Origin of the sequence: Xanthomonas sp. LF02-5 (assembly GCF_034105325.1) — a bacterium.
In the GTDB taxonomy this organism is placed as follows: Bacteria; Pseudomonadota; Gammaproteobacteria; order Xanthomonadales; family Xanthomonadaceae; genus Xanthomonas_A; species Xanthomonas_A sontii.
Genome location: NZ_JAXGGF010000001.1, coordinates 22,562 through 44,477 on the forward strand (window position 1 = coordinate 22,562; position 21,916 = coordinate 44,477).

Consider the following 21,916-nt stretch of genomic DNA (forward strand, 5'->3'; position numbering starts at 1 on the left):
GAGACGCGGACCCGGCATCGTCGGCCGGTGAATACCCTCGAGAAACTCGCCGTGCTCGCCGACGCGGCCAAGTACGACGCGTCCTGCGCCTCCAGCGGCGCCGACAAGCGCCATTCGCTGCGCAGCGGCGGCATCGGCAGCACCGAGGGCATGGGCATCTGCCATTCGTACACGCCCGACGGGCGCTGCGTGTCGTTGCTGAAGATCCTGCTGACCAACTTCTGCGTGTTCGACTGCGCGTACTGCGTCAACCGCGTGTCCAGCAACGTGCGCCGCGCGCGCTTCACCCCGGCCGAAGTGGTCAAGCTGACCCTGGATTTCTACAAGCGCAACTACATCGAAGGCCTGTTCCTCTCCAGCGGCATCATCCGCAACAGCGACTACACCATGGAGCAACTGGTGGAAGTGGCGCGGCAGCTGCGCGAGGAGCACCGCTTCGCCGGCTACATCCATCTCAAGACCATTCCCGACGCGGCGCCGGAGCTGCTCGCCGCCGCCGGCCGCTACGCCGACCGGCTCAGCATCAACGTGGAGCTGCCGACCGAGCGCGGCCTGGCGCAACTGGCGCCGGAGAAGAACGTCGGCGGCATCCGTGCGGCGATGGGCGAGCTGCGCTGGCGCATCGAGGAGAGCAAGGAGGCGCGCAAGGCCGAGGCGCGGGTGCGCGCCAAGCCGCCGCGTTTCGCCCCGGCCGGGCAGAGCACGCAGATGATCGTCGGCGCCGACGGCGCGGACGACCGCGCGATCCTGCACACCAGCCACAATCTCTACGGCAACTATCGCCTGCGCCGGGTCTACTACTCCGCGTTCAGCCCGATTCCCGACGCCTCGGCCAAGCTGCCGCTGCTGGCGCCGCCGCTGCAGCGCGAGCACCGCCTGTACCAGGCCGACTGGCTGCTGCGGTTCTACGATTTCTCGGTGGAGGAGATCGCCCCGCCTGCGGCCAGCGGCATGCTCGATCTGGACGTGGACCCCAAGCTGGCGTGGGCGCTGCGCAACCCGGAGCGATTCCCGGTGGATCTCAATACCGCCGCGCGCGAACTGTTGTTGCGCGTGCCGGGGCTGGGCACCCGCAACGTCGAGCGCTTGCTGCTGGCGCGGCGGCATGCGCGGCTGCGGGTCGAGGACCTGGCGCGGCTGCGGGTGCCGCTGAAGAAGTTGCTGCCGTTCGTCAGTGTGCTGGACCACCATCCGCGGCAGCGGCTGGACGATCCGCAGCGGCTGCGTGCGCAACTGGCGCCGGCACCGCGGCAGGGGGGCTTGTTTGATTGACGCGGTGGGGTGGGGTGTTGCCATGCTTGCGGCAACGGCAACGGCAACGGCAACGGCAACGGCAACAGCAACAGCAACAGCAACAGCAACAGCAACGGCAAAGGCTTTCGCGCCTACGGGCGCGAGTGACTTTTGTCTTGGCAAAAGTCACCAAAACCGCTCCCGCCTGACACGAGCCGGTGCGATACGGCCGCACCGGTCCCCTGCGCTCCTCGCGGCGAGCGGCACGGCGCCCAAACTCGCTTCGCTCAAACAAGGGCGCCTCTTCGGCCGCTCGCCACTCCGGTGCTCGGCTCGCTTTAAGGCGGGAAGTTTTAAAAGCAACATCACGAGCAACAGCAACAGCAACAGCAACAGCAACAGCAACATCTGCACGCGCGGCGATGGTTGCGGATGCTGTGTTGGCGGTTGTGTTGCTGTGTTCTGCATTCGTTTCGGTGAGCTGATGCGTGGAGCGGTGCATGTTCCAGGCTGAGGTGGCGCCGCCGTGGAGCCTGGAGGCGTGGCGGGCGGTGGCGCGGGCGGCGTGGTGCGCGCAGGTGGCGCCGGAGACGCTGGCCTGGGACGGCGATGCGCAGGGTGGGTTGCTCGCCGGGGCCGACGTCGCCACGCTGCCGGCGCAGGTGCCGCCGCCGCGGGTGTCGGCCGAGTTCCTGGCGCTGGCCGGTGCGGTGCTGTGCCATCGCGATCCGCAGCGGCATGCGCTGCTGTACCGCCTGCTGTGGCGCATCGCCGGCGGCGAGCGCGCGCTGCTGCAGCGGGTCACCGATGCCGACGTGCACCGCGCCCAGCAATGGGCGCAGGCGGTGCGCCGCGACAGCCACAAGATGAAGGCGTTCGTGCGCTTCCGCGAGGTGCCGGGCGAGCAGGAGGCCTACATCGCCTGGTTCGAGCCGGAACATCACATCGTCGATCGGGTGGCGCCGTTCTTCGCGCGGCGATTCGCCGGCATGCGCTGGGCGATCCTTACCCCGTACCGCAGCGTGCGCTGGGACGGCGAGACGCTGCAGTTCGGCGCCGGTGCGCAGCGCGCCGATGCGCCGGCCGACGATGCGCAGGACACGCTGTGGCGCACCTACTACGCCAACATCTTCAACCCGGCGCGGCTCAATCCGACGATGATGCGCCAGGAGATGCCGCAGAAATACTGGAAGCATCTGCCGGAAGCGCAACTGCTGCCCACGCTGATCCGCGACGCCGGGCAGCGCGTGCGCGAGATGGCCGAGCGCGCGCCCGAACCGGTGCGGCGGCGCATTCCCGCGCCGGCACCGGCGCCGGTGGTGGCCGCCGACGACAGCCTCGACGCGCTGCGCGCGGCGGCGCGCGACTGCCGCCGCTGTCCGCTGTGGCAGCCGGCCACCCAGACCGTGTTCGGCGAAGGTCCGCAGGATGCCGCGGTGATGGTGGTGGGCGAGCAGCCCGGCGACGAGGAGGACCTGAGCGGGCGTCCCTTCGTCGGCCCGGCCGGGCGCTTGTTCGATCGCGCGCTGCAGGAACTGGGCGTCGAACGTGCAAGTCTGTACGTGACCAACGCGGTCAAGCATTTCCGTTTCGAGCAGCGCGGCAAGGCGCGGCTGCATCGCAATCCCGAGCGCGCGCATGTCGAGGCCTGCCGGATGTGGCTGGCCGGCGAACTGGCGCGGGTGCGCCCGCACATCGTGCTGTGCCTGGGCGCGACCGCGGCGCGCGCGGTGCTGGGCAGCGGCTTCAAGCTGATGGCCCAGCGTGGGCAATGGCAGGCGCTGGACGACGGCACCCGCGCACTGGCCACGGTGCATCCGTCGTGGGTGCTGCGCCAGCGTGGCGGCGAGGCCGCCTATCAAGACTTCGTGGATGACTTGCGTGTGCTGGCAGCGCAGGTGCCGATGCCGCACGCAGGCGGTGCCGGCGACTGACGGTTCGTGCGCGTGGTCCGGGCGTTGTCGGCGTGGCGCGCGGTCGCTGTTGGCTGCATGGGCGTGCAAAACGGGGACGGCCGTAGCCGCCCCCGCGATGCCAATGCACCCCCCGACGCGTGCTTACGGCATCAAAACCTTGTCCACCACATGGATCACGCCGTTGCTCTGCATCACGTCGGCGGTGGTGACGTGCGCCGTGTTGCCCTTGCTGTCGGTGAGCGTGACCTTGCCGCCGCGGGTCTTGGCGATCAGCGTTTCGCCCTGCACGGTGGTCAGCTTGGCGCTGCCGCCGCCGGCCTTGATCTGCGCCAGCAGCGTCGCCGCATCGAGCTTGCCGGGGACCACGTGGTAGGTCAGCACCTGGGTCAGCTTTTCCTTGTTCTCCGGCTTGAGCAGCGTGTCCACCGTGCCGGCCGGCAACGCGGCGAAGGCGGCATTGGTCGGCGCGAACACGGTGAACGGGCCGGCGCCCTTCAGCGTATCCACCAAGCCGGCGGCCTTGACCGCGGCGACCAGGGTGGTGTGATCCTTGGAGTTGACCGCGTTGTCGATGATGTCCTTGGTGGCGTACATCGGGGCGCCGCCGACCATCGGATTCGGCTTGGCTTCGCTCATCGCGGCGTGGTCGTGCATCGCGGCCTGGCTGGGGGCGGCCATGGCGGGCAGGGAGACGAGGCCGGCGAGGGCCAGGGACAGCAAGTGGATCTTCATGGGCTTGCTCCTTGAAAGGGATGCGCGGCCAGTCGGCCGTGCACCTGTCTTTACGCGGCCTGCGCCGACGCGGTTGCATCACGCCGTCCAGATAATGATGAACAGGGGGGGCTGGCGGGTACCGTCGCCCGCATCCAGGGCGGTTCAGGCGAGCGCCCTGTCGCACGGTGGTGCAGCCGCAAGGCCGGGCAGCGCTCCGGCGAACGGTCTATACGACTGCAGGCAGGCCTCATCGTCGGCCTGCGCCGACGAGATCACCGACACTGAGAAGGGATATCCATATCCTCAAACTGGGCTGCCAGTGGCAGAACGCCAGCCTCAAACCTGGCGCCACGCAAGTCGCATTTCCTGAATTTCGCATCGGCAAAGATGCAGTTGATGAATGTCGATGCTCTGAATTCGACTCTGTCAAAGACTGCGCCGGTAAAATCGCAGTCCATGAATTTTACCCGGCGGCCGCCGTACTCCACTCCGCAAGATCCACCGGCAAACCTGGCTTTGACGAAATCGGTTTTTTCGCAGATCGCATCATCCATGTTGATCGCAAGCTTGCTTTTTGAAAAGTTGCAGTTTTTTATTTCCGATCTGCACAAAAGGGCTCCGTTCAAGCTGGCACTTTCGAAGCTGACATTCATGAAGGAACTATCGTTCGCACTTCCCGATATTTTCGAGTAAGACAGATCGGTGTTGCTGATCCTCGATTCGAAGAGATTTGCGGCTTTTAACTGCTCCAGGATGGCAGATGGGCCGATGCTGATGCCGGAAAGATCAGCGTCGCGAATGATCGGTCGTCCAGCCGCGATCGAATCGATGCTGTCGATGATGCTCGCCAGATACTCATGGTTTCGCCATTTGGCGGTTGTGTTTTTCATGGGGGGCCGCCTCGGGGATGAATTGGCGGCATGCTATCTGCCATGCCGTTATGGTTGAGCGCGGCTGCAGCTTCGGACGCGCCGCGACGTCCGCACCCTGAGTGGGTGTCGGGCTCAGGGTCCAGGATCGATGATCGGTGTGTCGGAAATGTTTGTCCTGTTGGTTGGCCGGGATCATCCCGGCGATGCCGTTCTCGGAACGCCGCCTTGCGCTGCCGGCACGCGCTGGAGGACCAAGGCGCGTCGGCTCAGCGGCGCTGCAGCACGTAGCTGTTCTCGAAGCCGTGGGCGCAGCCGAGCACATGGAAGTCGCCGAAGTAGCCGGCGGCGCGCAGCAGGTCCACCGCGGGACCGACCTCCGGCGAGTATTCCCAGTCGCCGTAGTCGTCGAACACCACGAACCCGCCGGACACCACGCTCGGTCCGTACAGCAGGAAATCCAGCAGCACGTTGCGCCCGGTGTGCCCACCGTCGATGTGCAACAGCGCCACCTTCGGCTCCATGGCGTAGAAATGTTCGGCGCAGAACTCCGAATAGCCGCGGATGAAGCGCGCATTGGGCAGCAACTGCTGCCGATAGTGGTTGAACTCCTCGAACTGGTTCGGCAGCGCGAACGGATCCATGCCGATCACCCGGCGCTGGCGGCCAGACACCTCGTTCATCAGCACCAGCGACTTGCCCTTCCACACCCCGATCTCCAACAGATCGCCCGGCACGCCCTCCAGCAGCAGGCACAGATAGCCCAGCAGCCGCACATGGTCGTGGAAGGACAGCTCGCGCCGCTCCATCGCGTGTTCGGCCGGCAGGCCGGCCTGGGCCTGGACGAAGTGGTCGCCGATCAGGTCCCAGATCCGCGGAATGCTGCCTTCCGCCGCGTGTTCGTCGATGAAACGGTTGAGTTCCTGGATGGTGAGCATGCGGTCTCCGGCGAAAAGGCGCCGGTGTCCGCCACCGGCTCTGTGGCCGGATAGTAGCCTGGACGCCGCGCGCACCACTGGACATCGCCGCCGCGGTGCGCTTTGCTTGCAGGCTCCCCCATTCATGGGCGGCGCCGCCGGCGTGGCGCCGCCGTCCGGACGAGCATGCATTCGATCGAAGTGGTCTTGGCGATGTTGCTGGCCGTGGTGGCCAGCGGCTACCTGGTGCGCGTACTGCCGTTTTCGCTGCCGTTGCCGCTGGTGCAGATCGGCCTGGGCGCGATCATCGCCGGCGTGTTCAAGAAGGGTTATGCGCTGGAGCCGGAGCTGTTCTTCCTGCTGTTCCTGCCGCCGCTGCTGTTCCTGGACGGCTGGCGCATCCCCAAGCAGGGCCTGTTCCGCGACAAGGGCGTGATCCTGGAACTGGCGCTGGGCCTGGTGGTGTTCACCGTGATCGGCGCCGGCTTCCTGATCCACTGGATGATCCCGACCATGCCGCTGGCGGTGGCGTTCGCGCTGGCCGCGGTGGTGTCGCCGACCGATCCGATCGCGGTGTCCTCGATCGCCGCGCGTGCGCCGATCCCCAAGCGGCTGATGCACATCCTGGAAGGCGAATCGCTGCTCAACGACGCCTCCGGCCTGGTCTGCTTCCAGTTCGCGGTGGCCGCGGCGATCACCGGCACGTTTTCGCTGGCCGATGCCTCGCTGACCTTCCTGTGGGTGGCGCTGGTCGGCGTGGCCGCCGGCATCGCGGTGGTGGTCGGCACCAGCCTGGCGCAGCGCTGGGTGTGGCGCCAGGTCGGCGAGGAGCCGGGCGCGGCGATCCTGGTCAACCTGTTGTTGCCGTTCGCCGCCTACCTGCTGGCCGAGGCGATCAACGCCTCGGGCATCCTCGCCGCGGTCGCCGCCGGCATCGCCATGAGCTACGTGGAGCTGAGCGGCCGCGCCCCGGGCAGCATGCGCGTGCAGCGCTCGGCGGTGTGGGACATGGTGCAGTTCACCCTCAACGGCATCATGTTCGTGCTGCTCGGCGAGCAGTTGCCGGGCATCGTGCAGGGCGCCATGCACAACATGGACGAAGCCGGCCACCTGGACCCGTGGTGGCTGCCCGCCTATGCGCTGGCGATCTACGTCGGCCTGCTGTTGCTGCGCTTCCTGTGGGTGTGGCTGTCGCTGCGCTGGACCCTGCTCAAGGCGCGCCGTCGCGGCGAGGACCGGCAGAGCCCGCCGTGGCGGATCGTGGTGGCGACCTCGCTGGCCGGCGTGCGCGGCGCGATCACCCTGGCCGGCGTGCTGACCCTGCCGCTGGCCCTGCCCGGCGGCGCCGCGTTCCCGGCGCGCGATCTGGCGATCTTCCTGGCCAGCGCGGTGATCGTCACCTCGCTGCTGGTCGCCAGCATCGGCCTGCCGCGGCTGCTGCGCGGCCTGGAGCTACCGGAAGAGCCGACCGACCGCCTGGAGGAAGACCTGGCCCGCCGCGAGTCCTCGCGCGCGGCGCTCGCGGCGGTGGAGAAGCTGCGCCAGCGGCTGGTGCAGGACAGCGAGCACGCCGATCTCTACAACGAGGCCGCCAACCGGGTCAGCGCGCTGTACCAGCGCCATCTCGATCACGGCGAGGCGATGGAGAGCGACCCGGAGGAGGCGCGGCGCCTGGACGCGGTGCTGCGCCAGCTGCGTCACGCCGGCCTGCAGGCCGAACGCCAGGAACTGTTCAAGCTGACCCGCCAGCGCAAGATCTCCGACGAGATCGCGCGCCGGCTGATCCGCAATCTGGATCTGCTGGAGGCGCGGCGCAAGAGTTGATCGACGGCCGGGAATGGGGAATCGGGAATGGGGATTCGTGAAAGCGGCTTCCTGGCGCCCTTTTTGGGCTCGCCGCGATGCCACTTTCGGCGCGCGCCGGTTCACTGCTCGTCGCTTACTGCCCGCCAGGGGCGCACGCCGGCCTGCGCCCCTGGCGCTGTGTGGTCTGTTGCAAGCCGCGTGACTAGCGCATCGCGCTAGGCGTCCTCGGCCAGCGGCGGCAGCCGTCGCGGCACCGGGGTCGACTTCACGATGGCGGAGTTGGTTTCGGCGCGATCGGTGACTTTTGCCAGGATGTTGTCCAGGTGCTCGATGTTGCGCAGGTACAGCCGGCAGATGAAGCAGTCCTCGCCGGTCACCTTGTCGCACTCGACGAATTCCGGGATGCGCTGCAGCAGTTCCTCCACCAGGTGCAACTGCCCCGGCAGCGGCTTGACCCGCACGATCGCCTGCAAGGTGTAGCCCAGCGCGCGCGGATCGAGCTCGACCGTGAATCCGGCGATCACGCCCTGGTGCTGCAGCCGGCGCACGCGGTCGGCGGTCGCCGGGGCCGACAGGCCGATTTGCCGGGCCAGTTCGCTGGTCGCCATGCGCGCGTCTTGCGCCAATGCAGCCAGGATGGCGCGGTCGATCGCGTCGAGTGGGGCGATGGCGGGAGGGGAAAGGCGGGTTTGCATGGTGGCCTTCCTTTTTTAGGTAAATTCCCTAATTGGCCTAAGTTTAAGCATATTTTCGCGGAATTTCGGTTTCTACAATGACGGCTGTTCGCAGCATTGAAAGGAACCGGGATGGCCTCGAACGAGATTCGCCGTGGTGCGGCCGAGATGGTCGTGGCCATGCTCATGTCCGGCACGATCGGCTGGCTGGTGGTGTCGTCGGGGCAGTCGCCGTTCAACGTGGTGTTCTTCCGCTGCCTGTTCGGCGCGGCCACGCTGCTCATCGTCTGCGCGGCGCTGGGCCTGTTGCGGCGCAAGGCGTTCTCGCCGCGGATGCTGGCGCTGGTGCTGCTCGGCGGGATCGCGATCGTGGGCAACTGGCTGCTGCTGTTCGCCGCCTACGGTCGCGCGTCGATTTCGATGGCCACCGCCGTCTACAACACGCAGCCGTTCATGCTGGTCGGGCTCGGCGCGCTCGTGTTCCGCGAGCGCATCAGCGCCTCGACCGTGGCGTGGCTGGCGGTGGCCTTCGTCGGCCTGGTGGGCGTGGTGCGCATCGCGCCTGCGGTGCTCGCGGTGCCGGGCGAGTATCTGCAGGGCGTCGCCCTGGCGCTCGGTGCCGCGTTTCTGTACGCGGTGTCGTCGATCGTCACCAAGCACCTGAAAGGCACGCCGCCGCATCTGCTCGCGCTGCTGCAACTGGGCATCGGCATCGTGTTGCTGGCGCCGTTCGTGCGCTTCGATGCCTTGCCCAGCCGTCCCGGCCAATGGCTGGATCTGGTCGTGCTCGGCGTGGTCAATACCGGGGTGATGTACGTGCTGCTGTACGGCGCCATCCAGACGCTGCCCACCGCGATGATCGGCGCGCTGTCATTCATCTATCCGGTGGTGGCGATCGCGGTCGATCGCATCGCCTTCGGGCAGTCGCTGGCGTGGACGCAGGTGCTCGGGGCGCTGCTGATCCTGCTGGCGGCGGCCGGGGTCAACTTCGGCTGGCGCGTGTGGCCGTGGCCGCGCGCAGCGCGGGCGCCTGCCAGCCGGCTCAAGCCCGGCGAGCGCTAGTCCACGGCGCGACGACGGCGTCGCCCGGCGTTTGCGGATACCTCGCTGGTGCACTGTCCCGCATCCGGGAGAGTGCTTCCGCCGGATCGGGATTTATCCATCACGAGCCGGCTTCTACCCTGGGGGCCGTTTCCGCAGCCGCCGCGCGCCCAGGGAGTTCCCGTGTCGCCGATCATTTCCGTACAACACCTTACCAAGACCTACGCCGGGGGTTTCCAGGCACTGAAGGGCATCGATCTGGAGATCCATCGCGGCGAGATCTTCGCCCTGCTCGGCCCCAACGGTGCCGGCAAGACCACGCTGATCAGCATCATCTGCGGGCTGGTCAATCCCAGCAGCGGCCGGGTGCTGGCCGACGGCCACGACATCGTGCGCGACTACCGCGCCGCGCGCGGCAAGATCGGCCTGGTGCCGCAGGAACTGGCCACCGATGCGTTCGAGACGGTGTGGGCGACGGTGCGCTTCAGCCGCGGCCTGTTCGGCAAGCCGCGCGACGATGCGCACCTGGAGCGGGTGCTGCGCGAGCTGTCGCTGTGGGACAAGCGCGGCAGCCGCATCTCCACCCTGTCCGGCGGCATGAAGCGGCGCGTGCTGATCGCCAAGGCGCTGGCGCACGAGCCGTCCATCCTGTTCCTGGACGAACCCACCGCCGGGGTCGACGTGGAGCTGCGCCACGACATGTGGCAGATGGTGCGGCGCCTGCGCGAGCAGGGCACCACCATCATCCTGACCACGCACTACATCGAGGAAGCCGAGGACATGGCCGACCGCGTGGGCGTGGTCAATCGCGGCGAACTGGTGCTGGTGGAGGACAAGCGCACGCTGATGCGCAAGCTCGGCAAGAAGCAACTGGCGCTGACCCTGCAGGCACCGCTGCACGCGTTGCCGCCGGCGCTGGCGGCGCAGCCATTGGAGCTGTCCGCCGACGGCACGACACTGACCTACACCTACGACGCGCAGGCCGCGCAGACCGGCATCGGCCCGCTGCTGCGGCAACTGGAGGCGCAGGGCGTGGAGATCAAGGATCTGCAGTCCAGCGAGAGTTCGCTGGAGGAGATCTTCGTCAACCTGGTGCGGCCGGCGTCGGCCGCGGCGGAGGTGCGCGCATGAACCTGCACGCGATCGCCGCGATCTACCGCTTCGAGATGGCGCGCACCTTCCGCACGCTGACCCAGTCCATCGCCTCGCCGGTGCTGTCGACCTCGCTGTACTTCGTGGTGTTCGGCGCGGCGATCGGTTCGCGCATGGGCGCCATCGACGGCATCAGCTACGGCGCCTACATCATCCCCGGGCTGGTGATGCTGTCGCTGCTCAGCGAAAGCATCTCCAACGCCTCCTTCGGCATCTACATGCCGCGTTGGGCCGGCACCATCTACGAGGTGCTGTCGGCGCCGGTGGCGTGGTGGGAGGTGGTGATCGGCTATGTCGGCGCGGCGGCAAGCAAGTCGGTGCTGCTGGGCCTGCTGATCCTGCTCACCGCACGCGCCTTCGTGCCGTACGAGATCGCGCATCCGCTGTGGATGTTCGGCTTCCTGGTGCTGACCGCGCTGACCTTCAGCCTGTTCGGCTTCATCATCGGCGTGTGGGCCGACGGCTTCGAGAAGCTGCAGGTGATCCCGCTGATGGTGATCACGCCGCTGACCTTCCTCGGCGGCAGCTTCTACTCGATCAACATGCTGCCGCCGCTGTGGCAGAAGATCAGCCTGTTCAACCCGGTGGTGTACCTGATCAGCGGCTTCCGCTGGGCGTTCTACGGCAAGGCCGACGTGCACATCGCGGTCAGCCTGGGCATGACCCTGGCGTTCATGGCGCTGTGCCTGGGCGTGGTGTGGGCGATCTTCCGCAGCGGCTATCGGCTCAAGCCCTGAGGCGGTAGCCGGGGCCGCGGCGTGCGGCCGTGCGTCGCAGCGGCATGCCGGCAGGCGTGGCGCCTGCCGGCGGTCGCGCCTACTTGGCGTCGAGCCAGAAGGCTTCGACCGTGCCCTTGACCTTCATGGTCATCGGGTTGCCGCGGCGGTCGCGCGCCTTGCCGACCTGGACGCGGATCCAGCCTTCGCTGATCGAGTACTCCTCGACGTTGTCGCGCTCCACGCCGTTGAAGCGGATGCCGACGCCGCGCGACAGCGTCTCGGCATCGTGGAAGGGGCTCTGCGGGCTGACCGCCAGGCGGTCGGGGGGCGTGTCGGACATCGTGGTGGCTTCGCGTGGCGGCGGACAGCGCCGTCTTCCGGGCTGCGAAGGATAAACGCCCGCGGCGCCGTTGCCGAGTTCCGTGCGCTTCCGTCGCCGCGGCGGGCACGGCACACTTGCACCTTCCCTTCCATCCGCCGGCTCACGCCATGCCCGACAACAGCACCGATTACGACGATCCCGACGATCTGCACGACGAGCTCGACGACGATCCGGATACCCAGCAAGGGCTGATCTGGAACCTGCTGCTGCTGATCAATCCCGGCGACGAGGAAAGTGCGCTGCGTCAGTTCAACGCGTTCCGCGAAGCGCGCGCCGAGCACGAGGGCGAAGAGGACGACGGCTGGTTGTGGACGCTGAAGGATGCCATCGACTGGAGTGCCGGCTTCTACGTGGACTGGAAGGACACCGAGTCGCTGATCGGCGCGATCGACGAACTGGCGGCGCGCTGGAACCTGCGCATCGATTGGGGCGGCGACGTGGACGACGAGGACTTCCTCGACAGCCATGACGTGCCGGTGCTGCTGAACGTGGCGTACGATCGCCTGCGCGAACACGGCTATACCCTCTGGTGCTGGGACACCGAGGGCGATGCGTACGCCGGGTGGATGGCGCTCAGCCGCGACGACGAGGACATGCGGCGCCTGGCGGCGCTGCTGGACATCGAACTGCGCCCGGGCAGCGATCCGTTCTAGGCGGACGTGGCGCCGCCGTTCACCGCGCCTCGCCGCGCGCCTGCGCACGTGCATTGCGGATCAATGCTTTCAGCAGCTCGCGGTCGCTGTGGCGCGAGACCGGCACCGCGCCCAGGCGGATCGCGTCGTCGCGCAGGGCGGCGGGCACGTCGTAGTGCGCGCCGCTGAGCTTGTTCTGGAAGGCGCGGCGGGGAATGCCCAGCCGCGCCGCCATGGCGTGCAGTTCGTCCAGCGTGTCGGCGAGCAGGTGGCCCCAGCGCTGGCCGCGCCAGGGATGCACCGCATCGTCGATGTAGACCGCCACGCGCCAGGTCAGGCCGGCTTGTGCGTGCCGTCGGCATCCGCCGCGGGTTCCGCGGTGGCGCTGCCGTCGGCCTCGGCCGGAGCGGCATCGCCCGTCTCCGCCGCGGCGTCCGCGTCGGCCCTGTCCTCGTCCGCATCCTCTGCCGCGCCATCGCCCGCGGCGAACTCGGCAACCAGCGCGTCCAGGTACTCGGTCGGGGTCTGGCCGGCCTCGGCCGCCAGCGCGTCGATCATCTGCTGCAACTGCGCGGAGTAGTCCAGGGTGATGGTGTTGCCTTCCTGCTCCTGCAGGTTGGCCAGGTGCTTGAGCATCGCCAGCATCGGCACCGGATTGTCGGCATTGCCCATGGTCTGGCCACCGACCGACAGCAACCACTGGCGACCCTGCAGGCCGATCGCGGCCAGCACGCGGCCGCTCTCGTTCTGCAGCACGGCGTGGTTGGCGATGGGCTGCTCGCGGCCCAGGCGGGCGAAGGGGCGCGGCGACTGCTGCTTCTTGCGCTTGTCGCGCTTGGCTTTGGATTGCTTGGACACGGCGGTCTCGTTGGCGAAGTGGCGGCCATTGTAAGCGCCGCGCCGTGTGCGGTCCCGCCGGGCCGGTGCGGCGCGGTCATCGCCCGCGCGCGCGGCGGCGGCGCGGTCAGCGCGTGTTGGTCGCTGCCGGGGTCCCGCCGGGGGCGGCGGTGCTCGCCACCGGTGCGCTGCCGTTGATCCTGCGCAAGGCATCGCGCGCGGCCGCGGCCGCGGCCTCCGGCGAGGTCGTGCGCGGCTCGGCGATCTGCACCGAGGCCTTGCCGGAGGTCGCGGCCGCGGCCGTCGGGGCAGCGCCGTTGCTGGCGGCAGGCGCCGCCGCGGGCGCGCCCTTGCCGGTGGTCGGCGCGGCGGCCGCGTCCCCCGCCGCGGCGCTCAGGTCCGGCACCTTGGTGTCGGCGTCGGGCTGCACCGTGCCCAGGGCGACGCTGTGGTCGCCGTCGGCGATGGCGGCGTCCTCGGCATCCTTGGTCATCACCACGATGCTGATGCGGCGGTTGATCGGATTGTTCGGCACCTGCTTGTCGAACAGCACCGAGGAGGACAGCCCGACCACGCGCGAGACCTTGTCCTCGCCCATGCCGCCGGCGACCAGTTCGCGGCGCGCGGCGTTGGCGCGGTCCGCGCTCAGTTCCCAGTTGCTGTAGCCGTTCTTGCCGCTGTACTGGGTGACGTCGGTATGGCCGGTGATGCTGATGTGGTTGGGTACCTGGTTGATGAAGCCGGACAGCTCGTGGAGGATGCCGCGGGTATAGGGCTTGAGCACCGCGCTGCCGAGGTCGAACATCGGCCGGTTTTCCTTGTCCACGATCTGGATGCGCAGGCCGTCCGGGGTCAGGTCCAGCAGCAGCTGGTCCTTGAACGGTTCCAGCGCCTGGCTCTTGTCGATGGCTTCCTTCAGCTCCTGCATCAGCGTTTCCAGGCGCTGCTTTTCCTTCTCGCGCTGCGTGGTCTTGCTGTCGTCGCCCTTCAGGCTCTTGCTGCCGAACGGATCCTTGTTGTTGCCGCGCTGCATCTCGCCGGCGCCGCCGAGCTTGATCATCGAGGTGCTGGCGCCGCCGGGGCCGGCCATGCCGGGGCTCGGCGCCGGGCTCTTGCCGGCCAGCGGGCTGGGATTGCGGAAGTATTCGGCGATCGCCGCGCGCTGTTCCTTGGTGGTGGCCGCCACCAGCCACAGCACCAGGAAGAACGCCATCATCGCGGTCACGAAGTCGGCATAGGCCACCTTCCACGCGCCGCCGTGGTGGCCGCCGCCCTGGACCTTCTTGACCCGGCGGATGACGACGGTGGATTTGGTCTCGGCCATGACCGCGTTACTTGATCGTCTTCAGATGCGATTCGAAGTCGGCGAAGCTCGGCCGCACGTCGGTCGGCAGGGTCTTGCGCGCGAATTCGAGGGCGATCTTCGGGTTGTAGCCGCGCAGGCAGGCCAGCAGCGCGGTCTTCACCGATTCGAAGATGCGGCTGTCCTGCTCGGCGCGCGCTTCCATCGCCGCTGACAGCGGCGCGACGAAGCCGTAGGCCAGCAGGATGCCGAGGAAGGTGCCGACCAGCGCCGCGCCGACGTGGTGGCCGATCTCCTCGATCGGACCGCCGATCGAGCCCATGGTGATGACGATGCCCAACACCGCGGCGACGATGCCGAAACCGGGCAGGCCGTCGGACACCTTGCTCAGCGCATGCGCCGGCGCCATCGCCTCGTGGTGGTGCTTCTCCAGCTCCAGCTCCAGCAGCGGTTCCAGTTCGTGCGGCTCGATGTTGCTGCCGATCATCAGGCGCAGGCAGTCGGTGATGAAGTCGAGCAGGTGGTGGTCGGCCAGCACCTTCGGGTAGTTGCCGAAGATCGCGCTGTCGGCCGGGCGCTCGACGTGGTCTTCCAGCGCCATGAAGCCGTCGCGGCGCGCCTTGTTCAGCAGTTCGTAGATCAGGGTCAGGGTGCTGCGGTAGTCGTCGGCCTTGTACTGCGGGCCCTTGAACACGCCCAGCACGCCGGAGAGCGTCGCCTTGACGATCTTGCCCGGGGTGCTGACCAGGAACGCGCCCAGCGCCGCGCCACCGATGATCATCAGCTCGTAGGGCTGCCACAGCGCGCCGAGTTTGCCGTGCGACAGCACGTAGCCGCCGACCACGCTGATGATGACGACGATGAAGCCAACGATGATGAGCATGGCGGGGCAGCCTGCGGGCCGAAGCGGGGACGCTCTAGATGTCGGCCCCGCCGCGCCATTCTGAAGGTGTGAACTGTGCCGGGTTTTTGGCGGCGGCCGCGCCCGCGCCGGTCTTCAGCCGGTCATGCCGCTGTCGTGGCGGACGCATTTGGGGGTCTCGCCCAGGCCGGCCAGGGTCAGCGTGGCCTGGTCCGGCTGCGACTGCCAGAAGGTATTGCCCAGGGCGTCGGTGTAGCGCGCGCCGGTGGCGCCGCCGGCATCGGTGCGCTGCATGTCCAGGTGGGTGCCGCGCACCTGCAGGGCCAGGCGCTCGCGGGCCGGGTCGGCGGCCGCCTGCACCCGTTCCTCGCCGCAGCGCCACTGCATGGGCAGGGCATCGGCCTGCAGGCCGGGCGCGCTGGCGGGCGATGGCGCGGCGGCGACCGGCGCGGCCTGCGCCGGCGGCGGGGTGGGGCTGCGCTGGCAGGCGCCCAGGGCGAGTGACAGCAGCAAGAGGGGAAGCAACGGGCTACGCATACCGGTGGTCTCCCTGTGGCGGCGCGGTTGCGCCGGAATCAGGCCGGTTCGGTCTCGCCGCCGCCGCGGTGCAGCGGGTTGGGCAGCGTCTGGCCCTGTTCGGTGAACTGCAGCGACACCGAATTCAGGCAGTGGCGCTCGCCGCTCGGCGGCGGGCCGTCCGGAAACACGTGGCCGAGATGGCTGTCGCAGCGGGCGCAGACGATCTCGGTGCGGATCATGCCGTGGCTGGTGTCGCGTAGTTCGCGCACGTGGTCGGGGTGGTAGGGCGCGAAGAAGCTCGGCCAGCCGGTCCCGGAATCGAACTTGGCGCTGGAGCGGAACAGCGGCAGCCCGCACATCCGGCAGGTGTAGACGCCCTCCAGCTTGTTGTCCAGGAATACGCCGCAGAACGGCGCTTCGGTGCCGTGCTGCAGCAGCACCCGGCGTTCCTCCGCATTCAGTCCGCCGATCAACTGCTCGCGCTCGGCAGCGGTAGGAGGCGTGAGGTCGAATCGGCTCATGGCGGGGCCCGTGGCTGGAGGAGGGGAAAACAACATGAGGGCTGTACGGGGTGGATCAAGCGCGCCGCGCCGCGTCGACGCCGAGTTGGCGATGCGCTAGCGTGGAGCGCTCTCTTGCGGCCCGTCGATGGAGCCACCGTGAAGCGCCTGCTGCCCTGCGTTGCCATCGCCCTGCTCGTGCCGGCGCTTGCCGCCGCGCAGAGTCTCCAGCCGGTCCCCGGCGCACCGGCCGGCAATCGCGACGCCAACACCCTGCAGTCCGCGCCGCCGCCGGCGCCCTCGGTGGCCAGCCGTCTCGACGAGCGTCCACCTGCCTCGACGACCGCTCCCAAGGCCGCGCCGGTGCCCTCCAGCCTGGACGACCGGCCGCAAGGAAAGGCCCGGCACACGCGCCCGGCCAGTCCGGCGGTACCGGCCGCCGCGCTCGCCGACCCGTCCGCACGCCGCCCGGTCCGCCTCTACGACCGCCGCGGCCAGCTGGTGCCCGGGGCGATGCAGGTGGGGCCGAACCGCGCGCTGGATACCCGCACCGGCCGTTACTACGACACCGTGCCCAGCGGCGACGGGGTCCGCATCCAGGACTGAGCGCCTGCGCCCCGGCGGCGAACGCGCGGCGAACGCCGCGTGGCCGCCATCCTCACAAATCGGTTCCTAGACTGACGGACCGGCCGCGTCTGCCGCGGCGCCATGTTTTCGCAGGAGAACCGATGAGCAAGCTTCCCGACAACACCCTGATCGTCGTCGCCGACCGCACCGCTGCGCGCCTGTTCCGGGTCAACCTGGCCGGCGAGACCGCGCTGCTGGAGCAGACCGAAGTGCTGAACCCGACGCCGATCGAGGGCGTGGAGGATGGCGACCGGCCGATGACCATGGATGAAGCCGGGTTCGTGCGCCAGATCGCCGAGCGCCTGTACCAGGATGCGTTGCGCGGCGATGTCGAGCACCTGATGCTGGTCGCCGACCCGCACACGCTGGGGCAGTTGCGGCCGCTGCTGCACAAGGAGGTCCAGAAGCGGGTGGTGGCCGAACTGGCCAAGAACCACGCCAATTCCTCGCGCGACGACCTCGAGAAGCTGCTGGTCTCCTGACCCGCCCTCGCGCGGAACGCTCAGTCGGCGATCGGCAGGCTGAGCGTTTCCTTCACTTCTTCCATCACGATGTAGCTCTTGGACTCGCGCACATGCGGCAGGGTCAGCAGGGTGCTGCCCAGCAGCTTGCGGTAGGACGCCATCTCGCTGATGCGGGCCTTGAGCAGGTAATCGAAGTCGCCCGAGACCAGGTGGCACTCGAGCACGTTGGGCAGCTTCAGCGCGGCGCGGCGGAACTCCTCGAAGATGTCGCCGGACTTGTAGGCCAGGCTGATCTCCACGAACACCAGCAGGCTGGCCTTGAGATAGTGCGGGTCCAGCCGCGCGTAATAGCCGGTGATGGCGCCGTCGCGTTCCAGCCGGCGCACCCGCTCGGTGCACGGGGTGGTGGACAGGCCCACCCGCTCGCCCAGTTCGGTGAAGGAGATGCGCCCTTCCTGCTGCAGGATGCGCAGGATCTTGCGGTCGATCTTGTCCAGTTCGCGGAGGCGTGCGGCCATGCGGGGCGGTCTCAGGGGTTTGGCCTGCCGGGTCGGCAGAAGTCAGGGGAAAATCCTGGGTTCTGCTGCCTATACTGCACCGAACTTCTGCCCTGGCGCCATCCAGCCAGGGAATTGATCCGAACGGAGTAGGCGCATGCGGGTTCTGGTTCTCGGCAGCGGTGTGATCGGCACGGCCACGGCGTGGTATCTGGCCCGCAGCGGCTGCGAGGTGACGGTGGTCGACCGCCAGCCGGCGGCCGGGCTGGAGACCAGTTATGCCAATGCCGGCCAGGTCTCGCCCGGCTACGCCTCGCCGTGGGCGGCGCCCGGGGTGCCGCTGAAGGCGCTGAAATGGCTGTTCCAGCGCCATGCGCCGCTGGCGATCACCCCGACCGCCGATCTGCAGCAGTACCTGTGGCTGGCGCAGATGCTGCGCAACTGCACCGCCGAGCGCTATGCGATCAACAAGGCGCGGATGGTGCGCCTGTCCGAGTACAGCCGCGACTGCCTGGACCAGCTGCGTGCCGAGACCGGCATCGCCTACGAAGGCCGCCAGCTCGGGACCACCCAGTTGTTCCGCACCCAGCAGCAACTGGACGGTGCGGCCAAGGACATCGAGGTGCTGCGCGAGTACGGCGTGCCCTACGAGCTGCTGGACCGTGCCGGCATCGCCCGGGTCGAGCCGGCCCTGGCCAACGCACCGGCCGGCCTGGTCGGCGCGCTGCGCCTGCCCAACGACCAGACCGGCGACTGCCGCCTGTTCACCCAGCGCCTGGCCGCGATGGCCGCCGCGGCCGGCGTGCAGTTCCGCCAGGGCGAGACCATCGAGGCGCTGCAGGCCGATGGCGACCGCATCGATGGCGTGCGCATCGGCGGGCGGGTGGAGCGCGCCGACCGCTACGTGGTCGCGCTGGGCAGCTATTCGCCGGGCCTGCTGGCGCCGCTGGGCATCCGCCTGCCGGTGTACCCGCTGAAGGGCTACTCGCTGACCCTGCCGATCCGCGACGCGGCGCTGGCGCCCACCTCCACCATCCTCGACGAGAGCTACAAGGTGGCGATCACGCGCTTCGACGCGCGCATCCGCGTCGGCGGCATGGCCGAACTGGCCGGTTTCGACCTGTCGCGGCCGGCACGGCGCCGCGCCACGCTGGAGAAGGTGGTCAACGACCTGTACCCGCGCGGCGGCGACCTGGCCGCGGCCGAGTTCTGGACCGGGCTGCGCCCGGCCACCCCGGACGGCACGCCGGTGGTCGGCGCCACCGGCTACCGCAACCTGTTCCTCAACACCGGCCACGGCACGCTGGGCTGGACCATGGCCTGCGGCTCGGGCCGCTACCTGGCCGACCTGATGGTCTCGCGGCAGCCGCAGATCAGCGGCGAGGGCCTGGACATCTTCCGTTATTCCCGCGGTTCCGCCGCGTCCGTCGCCGAGGCCGTCGCGTGCGCCCAGCCCGTGCATTGATCGATCTCGACGCGCTGCGCCACAACTACCGCCTGGCCCGCCGGCTGAGCGGCGGCAAGGCGCTGGCGGTGGTCAAGGCCGATGCCTACGGGCACGGCGCGGTGGCCTGCGCGCGCGCGCTGGACGGCGAGGCCGACGGCTTCGCGGTGGCCTGCATCGAGGAGGCGCTGGAATTGCGCCAGGCCGGCATCGCCGCGCCGATCCTGCTGCTGGAAGGCATCTTCGACGCCGACGAACTGCCGCTGGTCGCCGAACACCGGCTGTGGTGCGCGGTGGCCTCGCCCTGGCAGGTGGAGGCGATCGCCGCCTTCGCCGCACCGCAGCCGCTGTGCCTGTGGCTGAAGCTGGACAGCGGCATGCACCGGCTGGGCCTGGCGCCGGAGGAATTCCGCGCCGCGCACGCGCGCCTGAGCGCGCTGCCGCAGGTCGAGCGGCTGGTGCTGATGAGCCACTTCGCCCGCGCCGACGAACTCGATAGCGCGCGCACCCGCGAGCAGGTGGAGGTGTTCCGTCAGGCCACCGCCGGCCTGGCCGGCGAGACCAGCCTGTGCAACTCGCCAGCCTTGCTCGGCTGGCCGGAGCTGCGCAACGACTGGGGACGGCCGGGACTGATGCTGTACGGCGCCGACCCGTTCGCCGCCGCGGCCGCGCTGCCCGGCGAACTGCGTCCGGTGATGACCCTGCAGTCCAGGATCATCTCCGTGCGCACTATCGCGCCGGGCGAGCCGGTCGGCTACGGCGCGCGCTTCGTCGCGGCGCGTCCGACCCGGGTCGGCGTGGTGGCGATCGGTTATGCCGACGGCTATCCGCAGTTCGCGCCCAACGGCACCCCGGTGCTGATCGACGGCGCGCCCGGCGCACTGATCGGGCGCGTGTCGATGGACATGCTGACCGTGGACCTGACCGACCACCCGCAGGCCGGGCTCGGCAGCGAGGTGCAGTTGTGGGGCGAACAGCCGCGCATCGACGCGCTGGCCGGGCGCTGCAGTTCCAGCGCCTACCGCTTGCTGTGCGGCCTCAAGCGCGCGCCGCGCGTCTATCTCGACGCGTAAGCCAATGGCTGACGGCGCCGGCGCGATACCGGCGCCGCGCGTGCGGCCTCAGCGCTCGGCGACTGCGCTGTCCTTGTTGCGGAACTGGCGGCGCAGCCAGTCGTCGAGCATGCGCTTTTCGTAGCGCAGCGGATCGGTGCTCAGGCCGACCGAGCTGTTGTACAGATAGCTGGGGTCCATCAGTTTCGGCTGGCCCTGCGCGATCACTTGGCCGTCGGCGCCGTACAGGGTGAAGTCGAGGCTGATCCGCGGCGGGTACAGGTCGCGCATCACCCGCACGTCGTTCCAGTTCGGGCCGTGCCACGGCTCGAAGTCGCCGGCGCGCTTGATGTCGGTCAGCTTGATGTCCAGGCGCTGCCCGGGCTGCAGTTGCTTGGCGGCCTGCTTCTGCAGGTAGGCGGCCAGGTCCTGCACCCAGTCGCCGCGTTCGGCTTCCCAGCGGTTGCGGCTCTGCCGCAGTTCGCTGAAGGTGGACGGGTCGGCCCAGCTCACCTGCACCGGGCCGTCGCTGACGAGGCTGCGCGGCGCTTGCGGGTCGGTGACGTTGCGGATCTCGGCGGAGGCGCCGCCCGCCCACAGGCAGGCAAGCGCCAGCGCCGTCCAGGCATAGCGGATCTTCATGGCGGATCTCCAGGAGGCGTGCGTCCAGTGTGTGCCTGTGCCGGCGTGCCCGCAATCGCGGCGAGGCGTGCGGCGACGACCGTTGGCCGCCGATTCATCCGCTCCGGCGTGACGGGCGGCTCACATCGCCTCGCCGCCTGCTTCACGGCGCGCGCGCGAGCATGGCCGCCACTCGAGCACGACGGGGATCGCATGAAGACGCCGCTGTTCCACCAGGCCCACACCGGCAGCGATGTGCGCCTGCAGTTCATCGACTGGGCCAAGCGCCATGGGCACAGCCCGGCCAGCGGTGCGGCCGCGTTCGTCGAGCACCAGGCCAACCTGGACGAGGCGGCGCGGCAGTTGCGCCTCAACCCCGGCGACGACGTGCGCCATCTGCTGCGGCGCTACCTGGTCTCGCTCGGCGAGGCGCAGGACGTGGCCGTGCAGTTCCCGCCCAGCTACCACTACCGCAGCCCGCAGGGGCAGAGCTTCCGCTACACGCTGACCCTGGTGCTGGCCGAAGACGGCGTGGAGTGGAAGGCGCGGGTGTGGACCGGCCTGGAGTACCTGGGCCTGATTGTCGGCCGCGGTGCCGGCCCGCGCGCCAACTACACCCGCCTGGCGCGGATGGCGGTGGAGCACGAACTCGCCGGCGACGCGCCTCGTTTCACGCTCGGCTGAGCAATTCAGGAACGTTGTCATGTCCGTCGTCAGCGCACCCGAGCGATCCGTGGTTCCCGAAGAATGCCGCCGGCAATGCCGGCAGCTGGGGCCGGCACGCGTGCAGCAGTTGCTGGAATCCTCTTCGCCGCCGCCGTGGCGCGAGGAAGCCGAGCGTTGGCTGGAAGAGCAGGCCTTGCGCAGCGCGCGCCTCACCCAGTGGATGGTGCTCGCCGGCATCGGCCTGTCGTTGCTGGGCATCGTGCTGGTGATCGCGTTCTTCTGGTGACATCGTTCGGGCAGGCGCAGCACAGGCGCTGGCTTGACGGCGGCGGAGTGGCTTAACAAGATGGGGGTTTACGCCTTGCCGCTCCTGGCGCATCGTCGTTGCGCCGCGTATGCCGGGCACCGTCTTCATCCGTTGCCGTAGGCCGCTTCCAGAGCTAGTCCGTCATGCATGCCAGTCCAGACT

26 protein-coding genes are annotated in these 21,916 nt (G+C 69.0%); 13 read left to right on the plus strand and 13 right to left on the minus strand.

From position 1 onward, the window contains the following. Positions 1-27 precede the first annotated feature (27 nt). Complete coding sequence (locus SLW52_RS00105; RefSeq protein WP_017914786.1) at positions 28-1,272, plus strand: putative DNA modification/repair radical SAM protein; 1,245 nt, start codon at positions 28-30, stop codon at positions 1,270-1,272. Positions 1,273-1,733: 461 nt separating this feature from the next. Further along, complete coding sequence (locus SLW52_RS00110; protein WP_320739699.1) at positions 1,734-3,167, plus strand: UdgX family uracil-DNA binding protein; 1,434 nt, start codon at positions 1,734-1,736, stop codon at positions 3,165-3,167. A gap of 123 nt (positions 3,168-3,290) precedes the next feature. On the opposite strand, the gene SLW52_RS00115 is transcribed toward SLW52_RS00110, so the two are convergent. From SLW52_RS00115 to SLW52_RS00125, 3 genes are all read right to left on the minus strand, one after another. After that, positions 3,291-3,881, minus strand: a complete 591-nt coding sequence (locus SLW52_RS00115; RefSeq protein WP_284467837.1) for a fasciclin domain-containing protein — start codon at positions 3,879-3,881, stop codon at positions 3,291-3,293. A 254-nt stretch (positions 3,882-4,135) separates the two neighbouring features. Next, positions 4,136-4,753, minus strand: a complete 618-nt coding sequence (locus SLW52_RS00120) for a pentapeptide repeat-containing protein (RefSeq protein WP_320739698.1) — start codon at positions 4,751-4,753, stop codon at positions 4,136-4,138. A gap of 248 nt (positions 4,754-5,001) precedes the next feature. Further along, a complete protein-coding gene (locus SLW52_RS00125) occupies positions 5,002-5,670 on the minus strand; it encodes a class I SAM-dependent methyltransferase (protein ID WP_320739697.1) in 669 nt (222 codons plus the stop codon). Between the two features lie 165 nt (positions 5,671-5,835). Between SLW52_RS00125 and SLW52_RS00130 the strand changes: the two genes are divergently transcribed. Then, on the plus strand, positions 5,836-7,473 hold the full coding sequence (locus SLW52_RS00130) for a Na+/H+ antiporter (protein WP_017907651.1): 1,638 nt from the start codon (positions 5,836-5,838) through the stop codon (positions 7,471-7,473). Positions 7,474-7,670: 197 nt separating this feature from the next. On the opposite strand, the gene SLW52_RS00135 is transcribed toward SLW52_RS00130, so the two are convergent. Next, on the minus strand, positions 7,671-8,150 hold the full coding sequence (locus SLW52_RS00135; RefSeq protein WP_295912657.1) for an Lrp/AsnC family transcriptional regulator: 480 nt from the start codon (positions 8,148-8,150) through the stop codon (positions 7,671-7,673). Positions 8,151-8,261: 111 nt separating this feature from the next. Between SLW52_RS00135 and SLW52_RS00140 the strand changes: the two genes are divergently transcribed. The 3 genes from SLW52_RS00140 to SLW52_RS00150 all read left to right on the plus strand — a co-directional run bounded on the left by SLW52_RS00140 (position 8,262) and on the right by SLW52_RS00150 (position 11,059). Beyond that, the gene (locus SLW52_RS00140; protein ID WP_295912654.1) at positions 8,262-9,191 is read left to right on the plus strand and encodes a DMT family transporter; all 930 of its coding nucleotides are present in this window, start codon (positions 8,262-8,264) and stop codon (positions 9,189-9,191) included. Between the two features lie 162 nt (positions 9,192-9,353). After that, positions 9,354-10,301, plus strand: coding sequence for an ABC transporter ATP-binding protein (locus SLW52_RS00145; RefSeq protein WP_017914796.1), 948 nt, complete (start codon positions 9,354-9,356; stop codon positions 10,299-10,301). Further along, positions 10,298-11,059 carry an ABC transporter permease gene (locus tag SLW52_RS00150; protein WP_295912651.1) on the plus strand — a complete coding sequence of 254 codons (762 nt, stop codon included), beginning with the start codon at positions 10,298-10,300 and terminating at the stop codon, positions 11,057-11,059. Before SLW52_RS00145 ends, SLW52_RS00150 begins: the two co-directional genes overlap by 4 nt. 79 nt (positions 11,060-11,138) lie before the next feature. On the opposite strand, the gene SLW52_RS00155 is transcribed toward SLW52_RS00150, so the two are convergent. Next, the gene (locus tag SLW52_RS00155; protein ID WP_010343635.1) at positions 11,139-11,381 is read right to left on the minus strand and encodes a DUF3297 family protein; all 243 of its coding nucleotides are present in this window, start codon (positions 11,379-11,381) and stop codon (positions 11,139-11,141) included. 149 nt (positions 11,382-11,530) lie between these two features. On the opposite strand from SLW52_RS00155, the gene SLW52_RS00160 reads away from it, so the two are divergent. Next, a complete protein-coding gene (locus SLW52_RS00160; protein ID WP_295912649.1) occupies positions 11,531-12,076 on the plus strand; it encodes a hypothetical protein in 546 nt (181 codons plus the stop codon). A gap of 19 nt (positions 12,077-12,095) precedes the next feature. On the opposite strand, the gene SLW52_RS00165 is transcribed toward SLW52_RS00160, so the two are convergent. From SLW52_RS00165 to msrB, 6 genes are all read right to left on the minus strand, one after another. Continuing rightward, positions 12,096-12,380 (minus strand): DUF4031 domain-containing protein, encoded by a 285-nt coding sequence (locus SLW52_RS00165; RefSeq protein ID WP_017907657.1) that lies wholly within the window; start codon positions 12,378-12,380, stop codon positions 12,096-12,098. Between the two features lie 8 nt (positions 12,381-12,388). Further along, positions 12,389-12,913 (minus strand): hypothetical protein, encoded by a 525-nt coding sequence (locus tag SLW52_RS00170; RefSeq protein ID WP_295912646.1) that lies wholly within the window; start codon positions 12,911-12,913, stop codon positions 12,389-12,391. Positions 12,914-13,019: 106 nt separating this feature from the next. After that, complete coding sequence (gene motB, locus SLW52_RS00175) at positions 13,020-14,216, minus strand: flagellar motor protein MotB (RefSeq protein WP_320739695.1); 1,197 nt, start codon at positions 14,214-14,216, stop codon at positions 13,020-13,022. Positions 14,217-14,223: 7 nt separating this feature from the next. Next, a complete protein-coding gene (gene motA / locus SLW52_RS00180) occupies positions 14,224-15,078 on the minus strand; it encodes a flagellar motor stator protein MotA (RefSeq protein WP_017908926.1) in 855 nt (284 codons plus the stop codon). 114 nt (positions 15,079-15,192) lie between these two features. Continuing rightward, positions 15,193-15,570: an MliC family protein gene (locus SLW52_RS00185; RefSeq protein WP_320739694.1), complete on the minus strand. Its 378-nt coding sequence runs from the start codon at positions 15,568-15,570 to the stop codon at positions 15,193-15,195. Positions 15,571-15,632: 62 nt separating this feature from the next. Beyond that, positions 15,633-16,097, minus strand: coding sequence for a peptide-methionine (R)-S-oxide reductase MsrB (gene msrB / locus SLW52_RS00190; RefSeq protein WP_267085773.1), 465 nt, complete (start codon positions 16,095-16,097; stop codon positions 15,633-15,635). Between the two features lie 138 nt (positions 16,098-16,235). Here msrB and SLW52_RS00195 point away from each other — a divergent pair, with 138 nt between their 5' ends. Together SLW52_RS00195 and SLW52_RS00200 are read left to right on the plus strand one after the other, a co-directional pair. Continuing rightward, complete coding sequence (locus SLW52_RS00195; protein WP_150411044.1) at positions 16,236-16,682, plus strand: hypothetical protein; 447 nt, start codon at positions 16,236-16,238, stop codon at positions 16,680-16,682. Between the two features lie 122 nt (positions 16,683-16,804). Then, the gene (locus SLW52_RS00200) at positions 16,805-17,185 is read left to right on the plus strand and encodes a host attachment protein (RefSeq protein ID WP_152245217.1); all 381 of its coding nucleotides are present in this window, start codon (positions 16,805-16,807) and stop codon (positions 17,183-17,185) included. Between the two features lie 20 nt (positions 17,186-17,205). On the opposite strand, the gene SLW52_RS00205 is transcribed toward SLW52_RS00200, so the two are convergent. Beyond that, a complete protein-coding gene (locus SLW52_RS00205) occupies positions 17,206-17,685 on the minus strand; it encodes an Lrp/AsnC ligand binding domain-containing protein (protein ID WP_017908762.1) in 480 nt (159 codons plus the stop codon). Positions 17,686-17,821: 136 nt separating this feature from the next. Here SLW52_RS00205 and SLW52_RS00210 point away from each other — a divergent pair, with 136 nt between their 5' ends. Both SLW52_RS00210 and alr read left to right on the plus strand, forming a co-directional pair. Beyond that, positions 17,822-19,129, plus strand: a complete 1,308-nt coding sequence (locus SLW52_RS00210; RefSeq protein ID WP_267085771.1) for a D-amino acid dehydrogenase — start codon at positions 17,822-17,824, stop codon at positions 19,127-19,129. After that, the gene (alr, locus tag SLW52_RS00215; RefSeq protein WP_267092950.1) at positions 19,108-20,181 is read left to right on the plus strand and encodes an alanine racemase; all 1,074 of its coding nucleotides are present in this window, start codon (positions 19,108-19,110) and stop codon (positions 20,179-20,181) included. The genes SLW52_RS00210 and alr overlap by 22 nt, the downstream gene beginning before the upstream one ends. Positions 20,182-20,229: 48 nt before the next feature. Here alr and SLW52_RS00220 read toward each other — a convergent pair whose 3' ends face one another. Next, complete coding sequence (locus tag SLW52_RS00220; RefSeq protein ID WP_150411046.1) at positions 20,230-20,802, minus strand: DUF3016 domain-containing protein; 573 nt, start codon at positions 20,800-20,802, stop codon at positions 20,230-20,232. A gap of 192 nt (positions 20,803-20,994) precedes the next feature. On the opposite strand from SLW52_RS00220, the gene SLW52_RS00225 reads away from it, so the two are divergent. After that, on the plus strand, positions 20,995-21,465 hold the full coding sequence (locus tag SLW52_RS00225) for a hypothetical protein (RefSeq protein WP_017914945.1): 471 nt from the start codon (positions 20,995-20,997) through the stop codon (positions 21,463-21,465). Positions 21,466-21,484: 19 nt separating this feature from the next. Continuing rightward, complete coding sequence (locus SLW52_RS00230) at positions 21,485-21,733, plus strand: hypothetical protein (protein ID WP_148828011.1); 249 nt, start codon at positions 21,485-21,487, stop codon at positions 21,731-21,733. The last annotated feature ends 183 nt before the right edge of the window (positions 21,734-21,916 follow it).